Origin of the sequence: Lysinibacillus sp. FSL K6-3209 (assembly GCF_037976175.1) — a bacterium.
GTDB lineage: Bacteria > Bacillota > Bacilli > Bacillales_A > Planococcaceae > Lysinibacillus > Lysinibacillus sphaericus_D.
On the sequence record NZ_CP150264.1, the window covers coordinates 2,544,175 to 2,566,274 of the forward strand.

Annotated in this window: 20 protein-coding genes; 2 read left to right on the plus strand and 18 right to left on the minus strand. The window is 37.1% G+C overall.

The features are described 5' to 3' along the window. Positions 1 to 1,074 precede the first annotated feature (1,074 nt). On the plus strand, positions 1,075 to 2,760 hold the full coding sequence (locus tag MHH88_RS12310; protein WP_339258397.1) for a methyl-accepting chemotaxis protein: 1,686 nt from the start codon (positions 1,075 to 1,077) through the stop codon (positions 2,758 to 2,760). 132 nt (positions 2,761 to 2,892) lie between these two features. Here MHH88_RS12310 and MHH88_RS12315 read toward each other — a convergent pair whose 3' ends face one another. The 14 genes from MHH88_RS12315 to topB form a co-directional block, all read right to left on the minus strand. Next, positions 2,893 to 3,738, minus strand: coding sequence for an ABC transporter permease subunit (locus MHH88_RS12315; protein ID WP_339258399.1), 846 nt, complete (start codon positions 3,736 to 3,738; stop codon positions 2,893 to 2,895). Further along, positions 3,738 to 4,529, minus strand: a complete 792-nt coding sequence (gene phnE, locus MHH88_RS12320) for a phosphonate ABC transporter, permease protein PhnE (protein ID WP_339258401.1) — start codon at positions 4,527 to 4,529, stop codon at positions 3,738 to 3,740. The genes MHH88_RS12315 and phnE overlap by 1 nt, the downstream gene beginning before the upstream one ends. A gap of 15 nt (positions 4,530 to 4,544) precedes the next feature. Further along, complete coding sequence (phnC, locus tag MHH88_RS12325) at positions 4,545 to 5,381, minus strand: phosphonate ABC transporter ATP-binding protein (RefSeq protein WP_081328035.1); 837 nt, start codon at positions 5,379 to 5,381, stop codon at positions 4,545 to 4,547. Positions 5,382 to 5,488: 107 nt separating this feature from the next. Further along, positions 5,489 to 6,532, minus strand: coding sequence for a PhnD/SsuA/transferrin family substrate-binding protein (locus MHH88_RS12330; RefSeq protein ID WP_339258403.1), 1,044 nt, complete (start codon positions 6,530 to 6,532; stop codon positions 5,489 to 5,491). 116 nt (positions 6,533 to 6,648) lie between these two features. After that, on the minus strand, positions 6,649 to 7,458 hold the full coding sequence (locus MHH88_RS12335) for a PHP domain-containing protein (RefSeq protein WP_339258405.1): 810 nt from the start codon (positions 7,456 to 7,458) through the stop codon (positions 6,649 to 6,651). Then, positions 7,455 to 8,153 carry a phosphonate C-P lyase system protein PhnL gene (gene phnL / locus MHH88_RS12340; protein WP_339258407.1) on the minus strand — a complete coding sequence of 233 codons (699 nt, stop codon included), beginning with the start codon at positions 8,151 to 8,153 and terminating at the stop codon, positions 7,455 to 7,457. The genes MHH88_RS12335 and phnL overlap by 4 nt, the downstream gene beginning before the upstream one ends. A gap of 11 nt (positions 8,154 to 8,164) precedes the next feature. Next, positions 8,165 to 9,337: a phosphonate metabolism protein PhnM gene (gene phnM / locus MHH88_RS12345; RefSeq protein WP_339258409.1), complete on the minus strand. Its 1,173-nt coding sequence runs from the start codon at positions 9,335 to 9,337 to the stop codon at positions 8,165 to 8,167. Positions 9,338 to 9,349: 12 nt separating this feature from the next. Next, a complete protein-coding gene (locus MHH88_RS12350; protein ID WP_339258411.1) occupies positions 9,350 to 10,189 on the minus strand; it encodes an ATP-binding cassette domain-containing protein in 840 nt (279 codons plus the stop codon). Further along, the gene (locus MHH88_RS12355; protein WP_339258413.1) at positions 10,186 to 11,031 is read right to left on the minus strand and encodes an alpha-D-ribose 1-methylphosphonate 5-phosphate C-P-lyase PhnJ; all 846 of its coding nucleotides are present in this window, start codon (positions 11,029 to 11,031) and stop codon (positions 10,186 to 10,188) included. The genes MHH88_RS12350 and MHH88_RS12355 overlap by 4 nt, the downstream gene beginning before the upstream one ends. Continuing rightward, a complete protein-coding gene (locus MHH88_RS12360; protein WP_339258415.1) occupies positions 11,028 to 12,116 on the minus strand; it encodes a carbon-phosphorus lyase complex subunit PhnI in 1,089 nt (362 codons plus the stop codon). The genes MHH88_RS12355 and MHH88_RS12360 overlap by 4 nt, the downstream gene beginning before the upstream one ends. After that, positions 12,116 to 12,688 carry a phosphonate C-P lyase system protein PhnH gene (gene phnH, locus MHH88_RS12365; RefSeq protein ID WP_339258417.1) on the minus strand — a complete coding sequence of 191 codons (573 nt, stop codon included), beginning with the start codon at positions 12,686 to 12,688 and terminating at the stop codon, positions 12,116 to 12,118. The genes MHH88_RS12360 and phnH overlap by 1 nt, the downstream gene beginning before the upstream one ends. A 13-nt stretch (positions 12,689 to 12,701) precedes the next feature. Beyond that, a complete protein-coding gene (gene phnG / locus MHH88_RS12370) occupies positions 12,702 to 13,124 on the minus strand; it encodes a phosphonate C-P lyase system protein PhnG (RefSeq protein ID WP_069513244.1) in 423 nt (140 codons plus the stop codon). 203 nt (positions 13,125 to 13,327) lie between these two features. Beyond that, positions 13,328 to 14,038, minus strand: coding sequence for a GntR family transcriptional regulator (locus tag MHH88_RS12375; protein WP_339258419.1), 711 nt, complete (start codon positions 14,036 to 14,038; stop codon positions 13,328 to 13,330). Between the two features lie 74 nt (positions 14,039 to 14,112). Then, positions 14,113 to 16,248: a DNA topoisomerase III gene (gene topB, locus MHH88_RS12380; RefSeq protein WP_339258421.1), complete on the minus strand. Its 2,136-nt coding sequence runs from the start codon at positions 16,246 to 16,248 to the stop codon at positions 14,113 to 14,115. A 349-nt stretch (positions 16,249 to 16,597) separates the two neighbouring features. Between topB and MHH88_RS12385 the strand changes: the two genes are divergently transcribed. After that, the gene (locus tag MHH88_RS12385; protein ID WP_339258423.1) at positions 16,598 to 17,947 is read left to right on the plus strand and encodes an IS1182 family transposase; all 1,350 of its coding nucleotides are present in this window, start codon (positions 16,598 to 16,600) and stop codon (positions 17,945 to 17,947) included. Between the two features lie 437 nt (positions 17,948 to 18,384). Here MHH88_RS12385 and MHH88_RS12390 read toward each other — a convergent pair whose 3' ends face one another. From MHH88_RS12390 to MHH88_RS12405, 4 genes are all read right to left on the minus strand, one after another. Then, on the minus strand, positions 18,385 to 19,182 hold the full coding sequence (locus tag MHH88_RS12390) for a hypothetical protein (protein ID WP_339258424.1): 798 nt from the start codon (positions 19,180 to 19,182) through the stop codon (positions 18,385 to 18,387). A 117-nt stretch (positions 19,183 to 19,299) separates the two neighbouring features. After that, on the minus strand, positions 19,300 to 19,440 hold the full coding sequence (locus MHH88_RS12395; RefSeq protein ID WP_339258425.1) for a hypothetical protein: 141 nt from the start codon (positions 19,438 to 19,440) through the stop codon (positions 19,300 to 19,302). An 86-nt stretch (positions 19,441 to 19,526) separates the two neighbouring features. Further along, positions 19,527 to 20,258 (minus strand): hypothetical protein, encoded by a 732-nt coding sequence (locus MHH88_RS12400; protein WP_025785303.1) that lies wholly within the window; start codon positions 20,256 to 20,258, stop codon positions 19,527 to 19,529. Then, entirely contained in the window at positions 20,251 to 22,098 is a 1,848-nt protein-coding gene (locus tag MHH88_RS12405) for a site-specific integrase (RefSeq protein ID WP_025785302.1), read from the minus strand. Before MHH88_RS12405 ends, MHH88_RS12400 begins: the two co-directional genes overlap by 8 nt. Positions 22,099 to 22,100 lie beyond the last annotated feature (2 nt).

Sequence of the window (22,100 nt, forward strand, 5' to 3'; positions counted from 1 at the left end):
TGTATTCCTCCAAAAAACAATTGAATGTACACAGTGTACAAATTATCGTTCTCTACGTCAATACAATTTAAAAAATTCACGCAATTCGTCGATAGAAAAATGGACAATTTTCGCACTGTTTGATTTATTATACGGATTTCATATGAAATAGTTAAGGTTTTTATAAATTTTTTTCGCATATGTCACATAATCGTGTAAATTTTCGTTTGAACTAGCTTAAATGCGCTATATGAGCATGGCGATTACAATTGTTCATGAAAAGACGCACTTCAAATTAGCTCGTCTCCTTTATTAAATGGTGTCCAACCGCGTCCTATCATACGTCGCTACCTGAAAACTGTTTTTTATGACTAATGAAGAGAGCGCTTACTGTCATTATGATATGCTACAATCATCATTATGTCTGTGCTATTTGATAATGAATTTGCTTGCAACAATTTAAAAATGCCCTCTTATACTAAGATGGCATTTTTTGTGCGCTTACCTTTTTATCTATTGTGTTAAAACCTTTCCCATTTCCTTTTGTACCTGCTGGAAATACAGAAGCTTTCGTCTTTCTTCTATATAATGAAGCAAACGCTTACTTCCTTTTTGTTTTTAGTAAAATAGCTGTCTTTTTACATTTTGTTGCCATTATTTCTGTGATACAAAACATTAGTAACTCAAATTTACGGGCTACTCACTTTATGTTTATATGAAAAAGCAAAAATCTACCACATAGTTCTCGCCAATCACCACATGTGATGTTAAAATAAACTAATATTTAGCAATAATAGATTCATTATCTTTAAATAATATAAGACAAAGCAAGTGACTTTATTTATAAAGCCAATGAGCACATTGTTGGCTTTTCTCTTATTTTATTTAAGTACTGAAAAAGAATATCAAACTGTTAAGCCATATAGTTTGATAAAGGACACTACAAGTAGATGAATACTTATTGCAAAAGATAATAGTTATAAAAGCAAGATGTTAATACCCCATTTGGTGTTAGTCGACCATATCACTATTTATCTCTATCACTTTTGCTTCCTTAAAGCAAAGTTAATTTATCGAAATAGATGGAGGATTTGTATGCGTATTAAGACAAGACTTATTCTTGTTACTTCAATTTTTGTGTTATCAATCATGGCCGTCGGTAGTTTCGGGACATGGTCTTTATCGAAAATTGTCTCACAAAATAATGATGTAAATAATTTAATGGAAATTAAAGTGATTACGAAGCAAATACAATATCGGCTTGCCGGTCTCTCAAATGATGAGCGAGCATTACTATTAACTAATAATCCAACATTTGTATCACAAATGGAGGAAAAATCAAACGATATCATACAGCAATTTAATCAATTATATGCCTTTTCCATCATATCTTCAGAGCAACAGACCATTGATGACATTAAGAAAAATTACGAAGAATATTGGAATCAAGTTCAATTAGTTATTCACAATCATACGATTGACCCTAAGAAAGCTGCTGACATTCATTTTGGAGAAGAACGAAGAATACGGAAAGAAGTACTTGACCCTTCGTTTGAACGTTTTATTGCACAAATAGATCAACAAACAGAAGTAGCAAGCGCTAGCTTAAAATCGCAGTCTAAAATGAGCCAAGCACTTCTACTCGGGGTTGCCATAGTTGCCACAGTATCTGGAATCATATTAGGCGTTTTACTTTACCAATCCATTTTAAAACCATTGCGCCAACTAAACATTCAGATGAACGATATCGCGCAAGGAAACGGTGATTTAACTAAAACGATCCAGGTAAAAAACAAAGATGAATTAGGGGAAGTAGCTGCTTCATTTAACCACTTCATTTCTTCATTAAAACAGATGATGACACAAATTAGCTCTTCATCCGAGCGAGTAGCAGCGTCTTCCGAAGAGTTTTCTGCGAGTGCGGAACAATCAAAACGATCTTCGCATCAAATTACGGAAAATATACAAGATGTCTCGACTAGTATGGATAGCCAAGCGAACATTTTACACGAAAGCACTATTGCCATCGTGCAAGCATTGCAAAGTTTAGAAAGTATGACACATTATACAGCTGATGTTTCAGAAGATACGAATGAAGTTAGTATACAGGCGGATCAAGGAGAAAAATCCGTTAAAGAAATTGTTTCGTCCATGGAGGCCATTGCACAATCGGTAGACGAAACAGATAAAAATATCAATTCACTTGCTGAAGATGCTGTCAAAATTGGTGAAATCACAACATTGATAAATGACATTGCCAATCAAACAAATCTTCTTGCCTTAAATGCGGCCATTGAAGCTGCACGTGCAGGAGAGCATGGAAAAGGATTTGCCGTAGTTGCAGAAGAAGTACGGAAATTAGCTGAACAATCCAGTGGCTCGACAAATCAAATCAAAGCACTCATTACACGTATTCAAGAGACAACCAATGAAACCGTTCAAACGATACAAAAAGTGAAAACAAATGTCGGAAGTGGGGTTCAATTAACCTCTACTACTTCCGTACAATTTCAAGATATTAGGCAATCCATTGCCCATGTCACTGGTAAAGTACAAGAAATAGCTGCCACAACAGAACAACTAACAGCCGATTTTACAACAGTTACCCAACAATATGAAATCGTTTCTTCACTCTTTAAGGAAAATTCCGAAAGTACACATGAAGTGGTCGCTGCAACAGAAGAACAGTTAGCTTCTATGGAAGAAATTCAAAGCGTTGCGCACACATTAACGAGCATTTCGGATGCGCTTAATCAGATGGTACGTAGCTTTAAAATCTAAATGACAAATAACACCCTAATTGATGTATGAAATAACCATCATTAGGGTGTTGTTTTTATTATCGTTCGTTTCTTTTAGGATTAGAACTTGCCTACAGTGTGTTCGAAGTCAAATCTTCTTCTGCACCTCATTTTATGATTTCGCCATTAATTTTCTTTTAATACGAAGGGACACAAGCTCCAAGATGATGGCGACAATAAGAGCGCAATACGTAATCATCCCAACTTCGTGTAAATCATAGTAAAAACTAGAAGCCATAAATAACTCAAAGCCAATACCACCTGCCGCCGCCGCTGCACCCATCGCCACTGCCACACCATAGTTCGTTTCAAAGCGTAAGAAAATCCACGACACCATATAGGACGAAGACTGCGGAACGACAGCATGCCATACAATATGCCACCAATTCGCTCCTGACGCCCGCAATGCTTCTATAGTACCTTCTTCTAACTCCTCAAATGATTCAGCAAATGCCTTTGTTAAGTAAGCAATGGTATGTAGCATCATCCCAAGTACACAAGCAATTGCACCGAGACCTGCAACAATCGCAAAGATTAACACCCACAGAACTGTAGGTACAGCTCTAATAAATGAGTTAAAAGCGATTATTCCATTTGACACCATTGAAGGTGCTAAGTTTTTCGCGCTAAAGATAGCAAGGAAAAAGGAGATGACTGCTCCTAAAATCGTTGCTAAAAAAGCTAAAGCAAGTGTCATACTAATTTGCTTTAACGCTGTAGCAAATGTAATTTGATGAAAGGCTGGTTCTAAAAACATCATCTTTAAATTACCTAGCGTTAAGGAAATGGCTGTTGACCATGTAATGGTCCCATAATCAAGGAAAAATGGTCCAATTAGTGTAAACAACAATAGTGCCCATAATACAAGACGCATGACGATATTCGCCTTTGTCGTTTTAGTGATTTGAATTCGACGATTTCTTACTTTGACATTTGTCTCTAAAGGTGACACGTGCATTAAGAGATCACCTTCCTTACTTTGTTTGATGTAAATTCAATAATAAAAACAACCGCTATAATCATAATGGTAATAAGCCCTAGCATATTATAATCTAGTTTTTTATAGTAAAGATCAAATAAATAACCAATACCTGTACCTGTTAATAATCCAACTAATGTCGCACTTCGAATATTGGTTTCAATCATATAAAATATCCAACTAAGCATCTGAGGCATCGTATCTGGTAATACGCCTTTCCATACCATTTGAAAATAGGTAGCCCCTGTAGCCATTAACGCCTCTACTCCGTCTGAACTTGCCTCATCAATTGTTTCAATAAACATCCGAACTAAAAAGCCAAACGTCGAGAAAAATAGTGCGAAATAGCCCGTTATAACATTATGTCCAAATGAAATAACAAGAACAAGCGCCCATGCGATTACTGGAACATTACGAAAAATGGATGCAATGAACCTTGCTACAAAGCCGAAGAAACGATTGAATTGTGTCGTTTGCGCCCCCAATATAGCAAAAAGCAAAGCAAATACAGCTGCTGTAGTAGAGGCTATGACGGATAAAATAATCGTCTCCCAAAGACGTTTTAATACTTTTGGGATATTTTCTATTGTTTCAGCTGAAGGCACTAAATTGTTAATCATCCATGCAAGTGTACTAGGAATCGCGTATAAACCTTCTATTATATTAAACTTTGTAATGGCTGCTGAGCCGTACGTTAATACAATCAGTGCGACCATTACCCCTGACATTCGCCACTTTTTTCTACGTAAAATATTCGCCTCTGTCATCATACCCTCCGCATCCTCTTATTCCGTAATTAATTCGTGTACGCTTGTTCCATAAATGTTACGTATAGCAAGCTGGTTTAACTGCTTCGGTAGATCATCAAATACTTTCTCCCCTTTACGTAATCCGATAATCCGATCAGAATAACGCATGGCAACGTCGACTTGATGTAAATTCACTAACACAGTAATGCCCATAGACTGTGAAATTTCCTTTAAATGATCCATAATAACTTTCGATGAGTTGGGATCAAGGGATGCGATAGGCTCATCGCATAACAATAACTTTGGCTCTTGCACTAATGCCCTTGCTATCCCTACTCGTTGCTTTTGACCACCACTTAGCTGGTCACAACGTTTATAAATTTGATCCTTCATATCCAGCTTCTCTAATATAGATAATGCAAGTCGTTTCTCTTCTTCTGTATAAATACTTAGGACACCTTGCATCGTGGATTTATAACCAAATCGACCATGCAACACATTTTCAAATACCGTCAGGCGGGAAACTAAGTTATAATGCTGAAAAATCATGCCCATTTTCGCACGTTGCTGCCGCATTGCTCTTTTATTGATCGACGTAATATCTTGCTGATCAAAAATGATTTCTCCTTTGGACGGTTCAATCATTCGATTAATGCAGCGTAGTAATGTCGATTTCCCTGCACCCGATTGACCTATAATGGATACAAACTCGCCTTCTTGCAAGGAAAGATTAATATCATTTAACACCATGGACTTATGGTCATAGCTTTTAGCAATGTTATTTAGCTGCAAAATCGTGTTTGCTTGCTCTCTTTCTGGAGCAACAGTAAATGCCGACTGTAGGGGCTGTCTTTCCAATACAATAGTAGTCATTATTCTCTCTCCTTGTATCGTTATTTTATAAAGCTAATAGCATGGAAAATCGCTGAAACTTTTTTGAAAAAGGCTTCTATCTTTAAAGATAAAAGCCCTATACAGTATTATTTTGATAGTTCGCGAATTGGATTAAACCAAGCATCTTCCACTTCTAAGAAACGCTCGTCCGCCGCCCGATAGAACAATCCCGAATCGCCGGAATCTTTTGGTACAAAAATACTTTTGTTATTGGTTGTTTCATCTGAGATTAAGAGATCTTTTAATGTCTTAATATCTTCTTCGCTTAATACCGACGTATTAACTACGAATGGAGCGTTAAGTACTGGTGTTACCTGTATCAGCACAAACTCTTTTCCTGTTAACGTGTTAAACGGTGCTGCAGCATTATCTTTTACCTTATAAACCGCACCTGGTGTACTTGCTTTTCCTTCCACTAGCTCAACATAAGCTTCCACACATGTATCACAAAATGCTGCGATATCAGAGCGCTCCATCAACATATTGACAGCTGAACCTTGGTGGGAATCCCCAAATAACACTTCTGGATACACTTCATTGCCTTCCATTAAAGCTTCTTCTGTTAAATTTTTATTGCTAAAGTGAGAAATAATTGAACTGGTTGGTACTTTGAAACCTGATGTTGAAGAAGCAGATACGAAAGAAATCGTTTTGCCTTCCGTTGTATCTAACGTATATTGGCCATTCTTTTGATATTGCTCTGCCTTATCCTTTGGAACAGCTAGCCAGCTATAATAGACCGCATCGTCTAACGTACCAGACTCTCCTGATGGAACAACTAAGGGTTCGACATCTTTACTTTTATCCTTTGCTTCGATATACCCTTGTGCTCCCATAAAAGCAATATGTGCATTGCCATTGGCAATTGATTCAATCGCAATCGCATAATCTGTCGTTAATTTATGTTCTACTTTACGCCCTGTTGCCTTTTCAAAAATGGCACCAAAAGCATCACGAGAAGGAGCCATTTCAGAACCTGATTCATTTGGATACCAAACCATTACAAGTGGTTCATCTGATTTTGCATTGGCTTTCTTTGTTTCACTTGTTCCATTGTCTGAAGAACTACAAGCAGCTAAAAAAAGTACAGTCAACATGCCCATCAAAATGGATAACCATCGTTTGTTCATTATTCTTCTCCTTTTTCACTTCAGTTTTTGTAGTTTTGCTCTACATGCCCCATTTAATCATCTCAGAAAGCGCTTGAAAATAGCTCCGCATTTTTCTTAATAAAATTTTACATTGACTAAATAAAAACGGCCGTTTGTAAATTGGATAATGTATATTGCCCTAACTGTACAGGTGCACCATAACGACCATGATAATCTGATCCACCTGTTGTAATTAAATGATATTTTTGAGCCAATTGTTGCACCTGTTCCATATGCACAGATGTGTGATCAGGATGAATTAACTCGATTCCATCGAGCCCCTCTTGCACAAGCTCCTCCGTGATATCGAAAGAGTCTAACTGACCAGGGTGGGCAACGACAGCCACTCCGCCATCTGCATGAATGGCTTGCAATGCTTCAAATGCATCAACATAAACAATATCCCCTGCTGCTACTCCTGTTTTAAATAATGAGCGATACAATGTTTGATAATATTCTGAGCTATATGCCTCTTCTGTCAACGCATTCATTATATGCTGTTTATATAAAGTACCGCTTTCGCGGGCAAAGGCGAGTGCCTGCTTTGCATCGAGCGGGAACCCCGCCTCCTGTATGCGCGCTAATTGCCATAATGAATGGTCGTGTCGGCGAGCAAGTAGTGGTGTACAAAGTGCTTGAATATGTGGACATTGACCTTGAAAACCATAGCCAAGCATATGGACTTTTCGCTGACGCTTAAAGTCATAGGCAGATATTTCAACACCAGCAATAAATTCGATATCGAATTGTGCCGCAAGCTTACGCCCCTCCGCATGGTGAGCTGTTGTATCATGGTCAACAACGCCTAGATGTGTGATACCAGCTACCTTCGCTTGCTGAAATAATTGCATCAATGTTTCGCTACCATCGGAATAACGACTATGTGTATGCAAATCTATTTTCACGCTAACACTTCCTTGTCGCTAATTTTCATCATTGTAAAAACATCATCGCACAAGCCTTCCATAAACTCTAAATCATGAAAAATACCAATTAAAGTAGTTCCTTGTGCTTTTAGCTTTTCGATGGATTCCCTTACCTTAACTTTCGATGTTTGATCTAAGCTAGCAGTAGGTTCATCTAAAAGAAGGAGGCGTGGCTCTTTCACTATCGCACAAGCAATATTTAAGCGAAGTTTTTCACCGCCCGAAAAATTATTTGGATAATTATCCCATAATTTTTCCTCTAAATCAAAATGACGTAATGCTTGCTTTGCTCGGGCAATAGCTTCTTTTTGTTCTACACCTACATCTAGTAAAGATTGTGTCACAAGTTCTAATGCAGTCGTTCGAGGCATGACGTTTAAAAATTGCGACACATAACCAATTTCATGTTTTCGTAAATAAACAATTTGTCGAGTCGTTGCCTGTAATAAATCTATCTCACCATAGGCTTCTGAATGGAATATGATGTTTCCAGCTTGCGGCATATAAGTGCGATAAATACTTTTTAAGATGGTCGATTTGCCACTGCCACTTTTACCGACAATCCCTAAAAAGCCCCCCTCCCTCACATGCAACGATATATTTTCAAGTGCTGGAAAGGTCTTTTGTAAATGATGAATAGTAAACGATTTCTGCAAATTGTGTATAGTTAACATCGTTTCCCCCCTTAGCGATAATTGGTTTGCATAATAATGTTGCCATCAACCATAGTTGTTGTAACAACGGGATAGCCGTCTTCCATCTGTTCAATAATTAATATATCTGCCTTTTTACCAACCTCAATTGAGCCAATTTCGTGATCAAGATTTACTGCACGTGCAGGATTAATCGTCACAAGTTGGAATAACCGATGTAAATCTTCATCATATTGTTTCGATAATTCGAAAATCCCGTGTAACATAGCAGGAGGATAATAATCACTACAAATAATATCGATTACTTGTGCTTGAATCGCCTCACTTGCGCTTAAATTACCTGAATGGGAGCCACCATTTAAAATATTGGGTGCACCAGCAATCGTTTGCATCCCCATCTTCTTTGCTTCTTTTGCCACATCGAGTGTAATGGGAAACTCACTGATTGTTGTGCCATACGATTGAACAAGTTGAAGTTTTGCTACATCATCGTCATCATGTGAAGCAACCGCAATGTTATGCTCAATGGCTAGTCGACTTAGTCGTTCAATATCATCGAAAGTCATTTTCGCCTTATCAACTTGATTTTGAATTAATACATTGGCTTCCTGATCTGACATCGAACGATAGCCGCGCATAATATTTTTATAGATTTCAAGATTTCGATATTGTCCCTGACCTGGTGTATGATCCATAAATGATAGCAAATGCACTTTGCCATCTTTAATATTGCGCTCTAAGTTCGGGATTTGATCGATGGAATCAATTTCAAAGCGAGCATGTAACCGATGTCGTATTAAATGTGGCTCTTCGTGTGAAGCGTAAATCGCATCAACACATTTTTGAACATTTTCTGGATTACGAATTGCTTTATGTGAGTATTTATCATCCCCGTAATAGGATAAGGAATGAAAAATTGTTGTAATGCCATGCGTCATTAAAATGCGTTCGCTCTCCCGTAAACCAATATTCATGCTCATTACTGAGGTTGGACGAGGGCTGACAATCGTCTCTATATAATCCGAATGAATATCGACAAAACCTGGTGACACATAGCCACCTTTAGCATCTAAAATCTCTATACCATGTAATTCAATGTCCGCTTCATGGACAATGGCATTAATTAAATTGTCCTCCACTAATACAATGTGGTTTTTTAAAAATTGCTGTTCTGTCACAATAACGCCATTTATAATCGCAAGCATCCATTTACCTCCTTACAGTAATGAGTAAACTAATTGTTGTGTATATTCGTGCTGTGGATCCTCCAACACTTGATCTGTTAACCCATGTTCAATAATTTCCCCATTTAGCATGACAATTGTACGGTCAGCAAGCATACGAATAACGGCCAAATCATGTGATACAACAATCATTGAAATATTTAACTCCCGTTGTATCGATTTAATTAAATCTAAAACATCTGCTTGTACAGACAAGTCTAATCCTGTCGTTACTTCATCTAGTAATAGAATAGGCGGGTTATTGGACATGGCCTTAGCAATTTGAACCCGTTGCTGCATGCCACCTGAAAAATTTTTCGGAGCTTCTTTACTTCGATGGACAGGAATTTTAACATGTTGTAGAAGTGATAGGCTTCGCTCTTCCATCTGACGAACATGACGATTACCTGCTGCAATTTGCTTTTCTGCAATATTACTCATGGATGAAAAATCCATTTTCAGTCCAAGCATCGGATTTTGGTAAACCATCCCTAAAATCGTATTTCGTATATGACGCTTCTTTTGGCTCGATTCAGTAAAAATATTGTTGTGCCCATTTTCATAATCTACTAAATAGCCTTCTCCTGACGTCACCATCTCATCAAAGTAAAGACTTTTCATCAATGTCGATTTACCACTGCCACTCTCTCCGACAATTCCTAATATTTCTCCTCGATATAAATCTAACGATACATTTCGACATGCATAGACAGTTTTACAGACAGGGCAAAAATTTTTTTCTAGTTTCATGTCTTCGTGCTGACAATGCGTACAACCATCACCGTACTGTTTGGATAACTGTCGAATCGATAATACCGGTTGTTCTTGCATCATTTTGCTGCCACCTTTTGTTGTAATATTTCTTGCAGATAACTTGTATCATTACAAACATAGTAAGTTTCACCCGTAACTTCATCCGTCAGCTCATCGAGAAAAACATCTGACAGACCTGTTTCCCGGCACATCTTTCCTTCAAATTGCTCGACAACAAACGGATAGTCTTCAAATGCCAGCGACTCCACATTTGTATAAGGTGGGACTGCGTAAATTTTTTTCTCACGGCCCGCCCCAAAAAGTATAAGCGCCTCACTTTGATGTATTTTTGGGTTATCAAACCGCGGAATTGGACTAGGATTCATAACGTAGCGTCCATTTACTAATACTGGATAATCCGCCCCTTGAGAAGTCTGGTTATAGCGCATAATTTGTTCAAACAACATTAAATAAGCACCGCTATATTCTTTTTCTGCATGATAACGTTTTGTTTTAAATTCACTCCGTTCAATGTCCCGCAGCGGCTCTGGCTCTGGTACTTGTAGCACTAACACTTGATCTGCACGCAATGGCACTTCAGGAATACGATGGCGTGATTGTACAAGCGTGGCATCTTGCGTACGAGTCGTTGTTTGAACACCCGTTGTTTTGGTCACAAGCTTTTTTATATTAACCGCATTAACGGAATCATCCGAACCTTGGTCAATAACTTTCAGTACATCGTTTTCACCAATTAATGCCAGTGTTACTTGCAAGCCCCCCGTTCCCCAACCGCGGGCTATTGGCAACTCACGCGAGGCGAATGGCACTTGATAGCCAGGAATAGCTATTCCTTTCAAAATTGCTCGTCGGATTTCACGCTTTGACTGTTCGTCTAACAAAGCAAATGGTACTGCGCTCATCGGTGCCCCTCCTTTTTTATACTGCGCATTTGTTCTAACTTCGCTTGGAATGTGACATAATGCGGCATTTTCAAGTGTGAGATAAATCCTGTAGATTCAATTATATCCACGTGAAGTAATACAAATTCTTCATCATGAATAGGAGAATCGCCTCCAACTTCTAGTGCATGATCTACGATAGACATCGCAATGGCTTTTGTTTCGTTTTGTCCAAAACATGCACCATAACCAACATCGAATTCCAACACTTGTTGTCCCTCTTCAGCTACATCGACAGGAATAAACGACTCTACTTCCGTTAGTTTAATGGCGCCAATATAGTAAGGGTCTATATCGTCGTCATCTAATGCAACATAGATTGGTTGCCAACCGACCCGTACCTCCCCAACATTTGGATGGGATGCACCGTATCCGCGAAGACCTGCATAACCAAGAGATGTAATCGTCCCTGTTTGTCCCCTTGTTAATGTTTGCAAACGTTGAGAACGATTTGTTGGAAACGTTATGGCTTGCTTCGTCACATCTTTAGGTTCTTGATTATTTAAAGCGAACTTTCTTAATAGACCTTCATCGCGTAAATAATCCATTACTTTTGGAAGCTGCTCTAATGCCAAATTACTTTCTTCAGGTTTATCTATTTGTTCAAATGTCGCCTTCTTTAACTCGACATCTGCTACGGTTTCCTCAAGCAAATCAAAGTCCAATAAGCGATGTAAATAATCGTGTGAAGCCCCTAAAATTTGACCTCCCGGAATATCTTTGAAACTAGCCGATATGCGACGTAGGACAAACATGTCTCTCGCATTCGTTACAGTTGAATAATACAAGCGTGGTAATGTAGAGCGGTGAGCACGTAATAAAAATACAGCCTCCTCTGCATTGCCCTCGCTTTGTTTCATCGCTAAAGAGGCTAAACGTTCACTATATAAACTACTTTCCGACATGACTTGATCTAAAAAACCTCGCATTGTGGACTGTAATGTCTGCACTGAAATATGGGCGCCTCGCTTCACGCGCTCATACTGCAAATGCTCTAAAGATGCTTCAATTGCCTCGGCGCCACCACGAACTGCTACATAAGCCATTAGCTTTTCACCTCTTCCAACTTCGTTGTGCGTGGTAAAGCAAGCACTTCACCATTTTCATCTATTAAAATCACATCGACTCCTAGTGGAAACTCTCGATTTCGCATTGCACGCAACACCAAAATATCAGGAGATAATCCCAGTTCCACTAGTTCTTTATGCAAAATACCAGGCCCTGTTAATTGATAAACAACCTCTTTTGACTGCTGTGGCAATTCCATGACGATTGTAGCGGATTGCTGTGGATCAATTAAATTTCCTATTTTCACTACTTCTAACACTTTTAATAATTGTTCTTTGTTGGCATTTGCAGGCACAACGATAAAATCCGCTTCATGGTAATCTTCCACTTTTGCCCCTGTCCATTGACGTAGCTCTTGGTGAAGTCGTTTCGAATCATCCACTGCTTGAAAGCTGATTTCTCCATCAAACAATGTCATTAAAACAGATAATGTTTCAGGATATAGCCCTTCAATGGAATGCAAAGTTTGTAACGTCCCTTTACTGCCTGGTCGAGCAAAACAATCCATTAATGTACGAAATGTTCGTTGCGTAAAGTGCACCGTTTCCATTTTTTCTACCTCCTTAAATTGACATCGTGTCGAACTGAACTTTTGTCCGTTCTATTGATCGTTTTACTTCTTGTTGCTTTGTATCAAGACGTTGTGACAGTGTCATTAACACGCTCTGCCACGTTGCTACTACAGGTAGTTGCCCATTATAAGCTGCATCTATAATGGCCAGTGCCTTGGAAAGCTCTGGCTCATATTCGCGAACTAAGCCAAGACCAAATGCTTCTCCAATTTTGACCTTCGTTTCTGTTACTAACGTCTCGCCTATATAAAAAAGGGATTGCTGTGCAGATTCTCGCATTTTAATCATGACAAGCCCCTCTCTCGGTGCTTGGATTTCAATTACCTCATAGTGGTGACAAACTTCATTTGCCATCTGTAATGCTTCTTCACGTCCAACCTCAATTAATAATTTAGTCCGTTCAGCTCGTTTCACTTGACCAACTCCCTTCACCAATACCTTAACTTGGCGCCATGTTCAGTAGTGAAAAGGTTTCGTGAAGTTCATGTAAATTAAGTTTTACAAAAATTAACGTCATTTGATTAAAATGGCGGGGTCACGTAGCAAATCATCTTCTGGTTGTTTTACAGCATAAAAAAAAAAGACTTCAAACACGAATGGTTTGAAGTCAATCTAATCTATATTTGAAAAAAGAAGCGATCCGTTCGATATACAATTTCTGTGTATTCTAGTAAAACATTACGCTCGTCATCCCAACTATCTGATTCCACCTTGACGAGAGGCACCAGTATTTCACACGCGAGCAATGTCCGATCCAGTTCATTTGGAAATTTGACAGCTAAATGTGAGAAGGAGCTACGAAATTGTTTCACCCCATGCTGTTGATAAAATGTATAGATAGAGGATAACGCATTATTCACTTGCTTAATGGCAGGCATATTTTCAACGACAACATACGAGCGATGGATTGCAGCTGGTTCCTCATCAATAAAGCGCAATCTTTCGATAAGATAAAGGTCGCTATGTTGAACATACGGCTTGCTAAAAATTAGATGTTCTTTAGGTACCTGTTCCATTTTCGTCACAACTGATTGATAGTTTGATGTAAATTTGAGCATTTTTTCACTAAAGCTTATATCGCCAGACATTACAACCTCAAGTGGTTTTTGTTTTTCCCGCAAAAAGCGTCCAATCCCTTTCTGCGAATAAATTAAACCCATTTTCTCTAGTAAATCATAGGCATTTCGTACTTTGATACGTGGTACACCAAACATTTCGATTAGGGTATGTTCACTTGGCATTTTCCCATCTTGCGAGTAATTCCCTGCCTCGATTTCCTGTAATAAGTATTCCTTCACTACTAGCTCCTGCTCATCCACATACTTCACCCCTTCTATAAAGATGGCACCATTTCACTCCATTTGTACCTTAAGCAGCACATTCCAAATAAACTTTATGAACGTTATTTTTTTGTATTAAATGCAAATTCAATTTTCCCTTCCACAAATTGCAGGGCAGCGCTAAATTGCTTGCCACTTTTTGCTTTGAAACCTTTCATTTCGGCTGTTTTCCCGCTCGTACATAAATCTCTAATATTCTTCTCCGTGAGCTTTCTCCCTAATAATCTTTCTGGAAATGTTTGTTTACAGCCATTTTTATATTCCGAGCAACCATAAAATTTCTTGCGCAAGCTGATTTTGCCTACTTTGCATGTTGGGCATGTCACAATATCTTTTGCTTTAGTATTCGTTGCCAATTGCTCCGCATCAATTGTGATTGTGTTAATTTTGTTTGGTACTTCTGCAATTAACTGATGAATGAATTTGCCAATATTGTCGATAAAATGTTTGGCAGACCCTTCGCCCCGTCCTATTTTTTTTAAATAAATCTCCCATTTCGCTGTCATCGAAGGACTGGAAAGCAAGGTGCCTTCAATTGCTCTGCATAACAGTTCTCCTTTAGGTGTGATACTGACAATATTTTTCTTCACCTCAATAAACCCATGCTTTTTAATCGTTTCAATAATGCCACTACGTGTTGCCTCTGTGCCAATACCTTCTACAGAATTTAAAACTTCGATTTCAGTCTCATCTTCAACCGATTTACCGCATGTTTTCATCATTGTAATTAGTTGCCCTTCTGTATAAGGCTTTGGTGGCGTTGTAGTCCCTTCCATAATGGCGATCTTACTTTGGACGATTTCCCCTTTGGATACGACAGGTAGAACTTCCTCACGATGTGGAGGCTCTTTATCGCTGGCGAAAAGCTCCCGCCAGCCTTTTACAAGCTCTGTTTTCCCGACGGATTTAAATTCTACATTTTTCACATTCGTTAAAATCGTTTTTTCATCATACTCATAATCAGCATGAAACATCGCAAGCGTTGTATGTAATATTTCAAAATAAATATTTCGTTCATCCGCAGTCATGGATTGTAACGCTTTTTCGGTTGGTACCTTTTTCGTCGGAATAATGGCATAGTGCTCGCCTACATTAGAACTGTCAACATAACGTTTATGTTGACCTCTTACAACAGGCGTAAAAGACTGACCAATGAGCTGTTGATATTTTTGCAACGCATCATGTAAATAATTGTATTCGTTTGGCGTTATCAGCTGTGAATCGGTACGTGGGTAAGATACTAGCTTTTTTTCGTACAGCGACTGTGTCAACTTTAACACATGAGCCGGACTATATTTCCAGCGTCTATTTGCTGTTGCCTGCAAAGTTGATAATGCATGCAATTTAGGTGGTTGGATACGCTTTGTCTTATTTGTTACACTCGTAATTTGACCCGTATCCAGTGGCTGAATAGCGTGTTGCCTCAATAACTGCTCTACTTCTTCTCTAACATTGGATTTGATTTTCGCCTTACCTTTATACAGACCATTTTGGGCTTTAAATAACCCTTCAATTTCATAAAACTTTTCAGGCTTAAAATTCTCGATTTCTTGTTGTCTTTTATAAATCAAATACACGGTTGGTGATTGCACACGCCCAATAGAAATACTGCCCTTAAAGCCCTTCTGCTGAAGCAGTAATGTATATAAACGACTACAGTTCATGCCCACTAGCCAGTCGCTAATTTGGCGTGTTTTTGCTTCTTGATACATCAGCAAATCGCGCTCGTTACTGTGCATATTTTGAAAACCTTTCCGAATTTCATCCACCTCTAAAGAGTTAATCCATAAACGTTTTACAGGCTTTTTTACTTTTGTCATTTTTAAAAGAGAGTAGAATATATTTGAACCTTCACGTTCACTATCGCAGCAGTTATAAATTATTGTTACTTGCGGATCACTAAAGATTTTTTTGACTGCATTAAACTGCGTATACATTTTACTTACTACTTTGTCTTCATATTTATCTAAGATAATTGGCAGCGATTCTAGGGACCATTTTTCCCATTCCTTTTTATATTCTTTAGGTTCCTTCAATTCTACAAGATGGCCTACAGCCCAAGTAATAATTGCTCCCTCAGGAAATGTTGAACAGGGCTCTAATTCAATAAACGATTTCTCTTTTTGTTTAATTTTAAATGCGTCTGCATAAGCTCTTGCTTGAGATGGTTTCTCTGCCAAAATAGCAATTTTCCCCATTAATCATCACATCTTCTTTAAATATTTTAGTAGCTTTTATATAAAAACATAAAACTCAACTAATCAAATTAGTTGAGTCAGACTGTAGACAAACTCGAAAAATTTCGAGTTTGCCTACAGTCTTTTTTCATTTTAAAATAAAAATAGATGTCTACTCCCGTTGATTTCCGCTACGTTCGGGCGCTTTCCGCGGGCACATCGTAAGCCGCAACCCTCGCTAACGCGCGGTCTGTTGCGTCTTACGTACTGTGCGTTCCCGCAGGAGTCGCCCGCCCTTCGCTCCAATCAACTTGATATGAATTGCTATCAATCAACTATAAATAAAATAATCTATTTGAGGTGATGGAAAATGATGTCGAAAAATCAAATCAATGAACGTGAACAATTAGAAATATTGACAATTGACCAATTGGTGCCACAAGACCATTTAGTCCGAAAACTAGAGGCAGCGATTGATTTTTCGTTTATCTATCCATTAGTGGAAAACCTCTATTCATCTTTAGGGCGTCCAAGTATTGACCCTGTTGTTCTCTTTAAAATGACCTTTATTCAATATGTTTTCGGTATTCGCTCAATGCGTCAAACTATTAAAGAAATTGAAACGAACATGGCCTATCGTTGGTTTTTAGGATTTGGCTTCCATACAGAAGTTCCACACTTTTCTACCTTCGGTAAAAATTATGCGCGACGGTTTCAAGACACAGACGTGTTTGAACAAATTTTCTATCGTATTCTAAAAGAAATTCTGAAGAAGGGTCTCCTGCACGCGGACCATGTATTTATTGATTCCACGCATGTAAAGGCAAGCGCTAATAAGCGAAAGTATGATAAAAAAGTCGTTCGAAAAGAAACACGTGCTTATGAAGAGAAACTTCAACTGGAATTAAATATTGATCGTGAGGAACACGGAAAAAAGCCCTTCCCTCCAGAGAAATTTGAAAAAGACGAATGGAAAGAAATCAAGGAAAGTACGACAGACCCTGAGAGTGGTTATTATGTTAAGGATGAACGGACTAAGCAGTTTGCGTATTCATTTCATGCAGCGACAGATGAAAAAGGTTTTGTATTAGGTACGATTGTGACTCCAGGAAATGTGCACGACAGCTATGTATTGCAGCCACTTGTTGAAAAAATCATTGAAAAAGTGAAAAAGCCATTAGCGATTGCTGCGGATGCTGCTTATAAAACACCTGCCATCACTAACTTTTTATTAGAGAATCAAATGTTACCTGTTCTCCCTTATACACGTCCTAAAACAAAAGATGGTTTCTTTCGAAAGCATGAATATGTGTACGATGAGTACTATAATTGTTATCTTTGCCCACAAGGGCAGGTATTGAAATATACGACAACCACAAAGGAAGGGTATCGCCAATATAAATCGAATCCAACGATTTGTGCTAATTGCCCCTGGCTATCACAATGTACAGAAAGCAAGAATCATCAAAAACTTATTCAACGTCATATATGGGAAACATATATGGAAGAAGCTGAACATTTACGCCATTCATATGATATTAAACAAATTTATGCAAAGCGCAAAGAAACGATTGAACGTGTCTTTGCAGATGCAAAAGAAAAGCATGGTATGCGATGGACAAACTTAAGGGGTCTTAAAAAATTGTCCATGCAGGCGATGCTTACTTTTGCTGCCATGAACTTGAAAAAGCTTGCTACTTGGACATGGCAAGCTGCTTAAGGAGAGTAGATATGCTCATAGAGAATGGTCGACTTGGGAATGAAATCCAATTATTTACTATAAAAAATGACAAAAGGCATCAAGGTTAGAACTTCTTGATGCCTTTTGTCGACAATCTCCCTTACTACTATTTTACTTGAAACAATTTAAAATATCACTTACTAAAATCTTTGTACCAGGAGCACCCTTTAAATATTTCAAATCTCCAATCGCAATCCAATCGATTTCGTCAGCATCATTAAAATTTGTGCATTTTTGACTGAATCAGGCGGCTTTGATTCTACTAAGTAATTATCATTTATCACTATATTACTGACTATCGCTAATACATTTAAACATGGAAGACGTACCTATCCCTTTTCTTTTGTATTAATGGCATCAAATAACTTAATGCGCTCAATATGGGAAAATCACTTTCTTGTTTTGGATGGAAATTTCTAACTTAAGAAACGGGGCCAGTTTTTTGTTAATGACTTTCCCATTTTGCTGTTTGGTGTATTACCAAAGCCGACACTTGAATCTAAGGGACTTTTCTTGTAATATTTTGGTACGTCGTTATGAATAAAAAAGTTATTAAGCATTTTCAACATAGATTGGAATACGACATAAGAATTTTCTCCTGTACCAGCATCCTCATAGGTTCCTATTAGTCTTCTCTTTTCGGTGGCTAATACATAAATAACTTTTTTTATGCTTGTACCGTACTCTTCCGATAGTTGCTTCACTGATTTCCAAGCTTCGGACTCTTTCAATAACCATTCTTGCCTATCTGGATTTAACATTTTATCTTCAGAGTGAATATATTGACCATAATAAAGACACAGTTCAAATGAGCTGTTTCGAAGGAAATCCACAACATCACCAACAGGGAAATTATACTTATATGCAAATTCTTTTGGTGATATATACATTTTAAACTCATTCTCTAATAAATATTTACTTATTCCTGGGCCGATATGATAAGGACCTATAAACCTATTGTAGCCATTCTGGATCACACTAATTTGCTCAAAAAAATTCAGACCACGTACTTTTATAAATTTCACAATTACACGTTCGACCTCATATTCAGGATAACCGTACTCTAAAGCAAAGCTGCGTGTTGTGTGGAAAACTCTTTGCAGTTCATTTTTATCGTTTTTACTTATTAGTTCTTTTTTTAATATCTCATCTTGTTCTAACAGTGCACCGAAGATTAAGTTAGCTAACTCCTTTTTAGTTAAAGTCAAAATCAAATGGCACGCCTCCTTTAATATGGGAAAATCAAGGAACTTATTTAAATCATAAAAATAAAGAATGTACTTAACTACAAAGCCAATACACTCTTTATTTTATCAAATATTCAATAATTGCTAATCCATTAACCATTTGAGTTGAAATGTTGAACAGGGCGCTAACTCTATAAACGTTTTCTCTTTGTGTTTAATTTTAAATGCTTCTGCATAAGCTCGTGCCTGCGATGGTTTTTCAGCAAGAATTAATACGTATCCCAATTTTAGGTCAATCTCCTTTTCTACACGTTTTCATTGGTATAAGTCTTGTTCGACTTTTTCATAAAGTCGAACAAGACTTATGGTTTTTAATAATCATAATCATCTTCCTCCAAAACATCACTTTTGGGTTGGAACTTAACGACATTATTTGTCTGATCGTCTATAGTAAAATTACCTATCTCTAAACGTTTGCTGAACTCGTCAATGTATGCAGCAGGATTTCCGAAAGTTTCAGACAATGCATAATTCACTATATCTGATTTCGTACTACCCCTTTTCATTACTTTATTTAATTCTTTTTCAGATCCTATAATATTGTAGAATAGCCCGTCCAATAAAGACTGTTGATTGCTGTTTTTTTGTTCTAATATTTGAATTCGTTCATCCTTTTTTACAATCTGTTCTGATAGGCTTCGGGAATTACTTTGAAGCTTATTAATTTTATTGACAAGCCTATCTAACAAATCATTATAAGGAAGGAGATATTTAATTAACGATTCTTTATCTCCATAATTCTTTTCTATCACATCAAGGATGTCAAAAACGTCTAAGTCCTCTGTTTCGGATAAGGGTATGGTTCTTTTTTTTACTAAATTGTATTCGTCTACTAAATGTTTTCCTTTTGTTTTCCACCACGTATATCCAGGATAAAAATCAACTTGGCCATTATCATACTGCGATTTAACGAAATCATAGATGTCTTTATATGTGATTTTAGATTTGATATTATGGTTTTCATCATATTCAACAATCAGTTTCCTCAATGAAGTCTCTTTTTCTATATCATCCAAAATGCCTTTAGTACCGATTTTATTCATTATCTGAAACCCCTAACATAGACCGTAATTTTGCAATCCGTTTAATATCTAATTGAATTTCCTTTGACGTTGAAGATAAGTCTCGTTTTGTATTATTATTGACGTTTTCTGTGTTATCGAATTGCAGATCAAATAGCGACTGTATAAACTTGATTTTCCCTCTTGTTTCTTCATAAAGTAAATTCAAGTCAAAAGCAATTTGATTTCTTTTTTCTTCTAGTTCTTGATTGGAAATAGACCAATGTTTACAAAAATAACAACCTCTATGTTTCCAATTGAAACTAGGACAGGGCATAGTTTTGTCCATACAAGAGCCTAAATCTAATTTTAAATATTCCTTTTCCTCCACATTCTTGTTTATGTAATTTTTTTTGCTTTGATTCTCAAAAATATCTTGGGATTTTGGATGTAAAAGTGAAATTTCATTGTCATTAAAAGTTGAATTTATTGGTCTATACTGATTGAATTCCTTCTCCATTTTCTGTATTTCAATGTCCATCCAGTTTTCCATATGATTGAAATAGCTATATTGTATATCCTCTGTAATATGTCCTGCCAATCGCTGAATCTCAACCTTGTCATATCCCTGCATCATCATATTAATAATTGCGATGTGTCTTAAATCGCCAAGGTTAATCATTGTATCTATACTACCGATTGCTGAATCAGATATAAATGCCTCTTTTGATCTTGTTGAGTAATTTCTCCGGTAATGCTTATTTATAGAAATAATATTGATTTTATATTTCTCGTGTACTATTTCTTTGAAAAAACTTGCTATTGTATTATTGAAATTATGATAGTTAAACAAAGAATTATCATCATATGTTTTTTTATCATCGCTGAAATAATGACGATAAACCTTATGTGAAATTAAATAATTCGATAGTCCATACTGTTCCGAGCGTATTAAATAGTTTTGAAAAAGGTCGTACAATTCTTGAGGGATAGGTAACGTGTCGTATTCAATGTCTGTTCGATGTGTACTAATTCGATCGTACTTCATTCTTGGAAAGGTGATGAAATAATTTCCATCCTTTAATGAAAAACAATTTCTTTTAATGTGACAAAACTCAATTACCCTCATAGGGATAATAGTTGTTAGATTCCACCATAAAACAAGAGGAAAATATTTAAGTAATTTTTCACTATCGTTTTTTACCGCTTCTTCGTACCAACTGTCTAGACATTGTTTTATGGTTAAAATATCTTTGAAAGACGGCAACTTTCTGTAGTTTTTTTCCAATTTGATTTTCGCTTTATGTTCGTTTAAATCATTTATGAAATATACAAATTCATCTCGATTATAAAATTCTAAAAAATTGACAAGATCCGATATAAATCTATACATAACATTGTTAGACACTTTTTTGACGTTATATTGATTTTTTGAACCTCTACGGATAAGATTGCTTTCCTGAATCATTTCCAATAATTCACTATGTTCCCTAAGACCCTTTGTAGATAGAAAAGCAGTAACAAGGTTTAAAAGCCTAGCCTTTGTAACCGTTATAGAGCTTTCATTAAGTTTTTTGGCCATCCAACATTTCACTGCGATAAATAATTCCTCTTTATTTTCAGTTGTACCAAATTTTAAAGAGTGGGAAATCATCGTGTAATCAAAAACCACGTTACTTCGCGTGAACTCTTCATTAAAAATCCATTTACTATCTTCAAAATTTACACTAACTTTTTTAACTCTATAATCATGAAAGCTTTCTAAAGACTTCTTTGCCTCTTCTACATTCTTGCTAATATCAAACCCAGCACCTCTTATATCCCCTGGATTAATACTGCTGAAATCAAGCATTAATGATCCTACATTCCTTTTGCTTGCCACAC

Excerpts from the sequence above, each read along its gene's own strand:
- MHH88_RS12310 (WP_339258397.1), top strand. The coding sequence starts at position 1,075 with ATGCGTATTAAGACAAGACTTATTCTTGTTACTTCAATTTTTGTGTTA.
- MHH88_RS12315 (WP_339258399.1), bottom strand. The coding sequence starts at position 3,738 with ATGCACGTGTCACCTTTAGAGACAAATGTCAAAGTAAGAAATCGTCGA.
- phnE (WP_339258401.1), bottom strand. The coding sequence starts at position 4,529 with ATGATGACAGAGGCGAATATTTTACGTAGAAAAAAGTGGCGAATGTCA.
- phnC (WP_081328035.1), bottom strand. The coding sequence starts at position 5,381 with ATGACTACTATTGTATTGGAAAGACAGCCCCTACAGTCGGCATTTACT.
- MHH88_RS12330 (WP_339258403.1), bottom strand. The coding sequence starts at position 6,532 with ATGAACAAACGATGGTTATCCATTTTGATGGGCATGTTGACTGTACTT.
- phnL (WP_339258407.1), bottom strand. The coding sequence starts at position 8,153 with ATGTTAACTATACACAATTTGCAGAAATCGTTTACTATTCATCATTTA.
- phnM (WP_339258409.1), bottom strand. The coding sequence starts at position 9,337 with ATGCTTGCGATTATAAATGGCGTTATTGTGACAGAACAGCAATTTTTA.
- MHH88_RS12350 (WP_339258411.1), bottom strand. The coding sequence starts at position 10,189 with ATGATGCAAGAACAACCGGTATTATCGATTCGACAGTTATCCAAACAG.
- MHH88_RS12355 (WP_339258413.1), bottom strand. The coding sequence starts at position 11,031 with ATGAGCGCAGTACCATTTGCTTTGTTAGACGAACAGTCAAAGCGTGAA.
- MHH88_RS12360 (WP_339258415.1), bottom strand. The coding sequence starts at position 12,116 with ATGGCTTATGTAGCAGTTCGTGGTGGCGCCGAGGCAATTGAAGCATCT.
- phnH (WP_339258417.1), bottom strand. The coding sequence starts at position 12,688 with ATGGAAACGGTGCACTTTACGCAACGAACATTTCGTACATTAATGGAT.
- topB (WP_339258421.1), bottom strand. The coding sequence starts at position 16,248 with ATGGGGAAAATTGCTATTTTGGCAGAGAAACCATCTCAAGCAAGAGCT.
- MHH88_RS12385 (WP_339258423.1), top strand. The coding sequence starts at position 16,598 with ATGATGTCGAAAAATCAAATCAATGAACGTGAACAATTAGAAATATTG.
- MHH88_RS12400 (WP_025785303.1), bottom strand. The coding sequence starts at position 20,258 with ATGAATAAAATCGGTACTAAAGGCATTTTGGATGATATAGAAAAAGAG.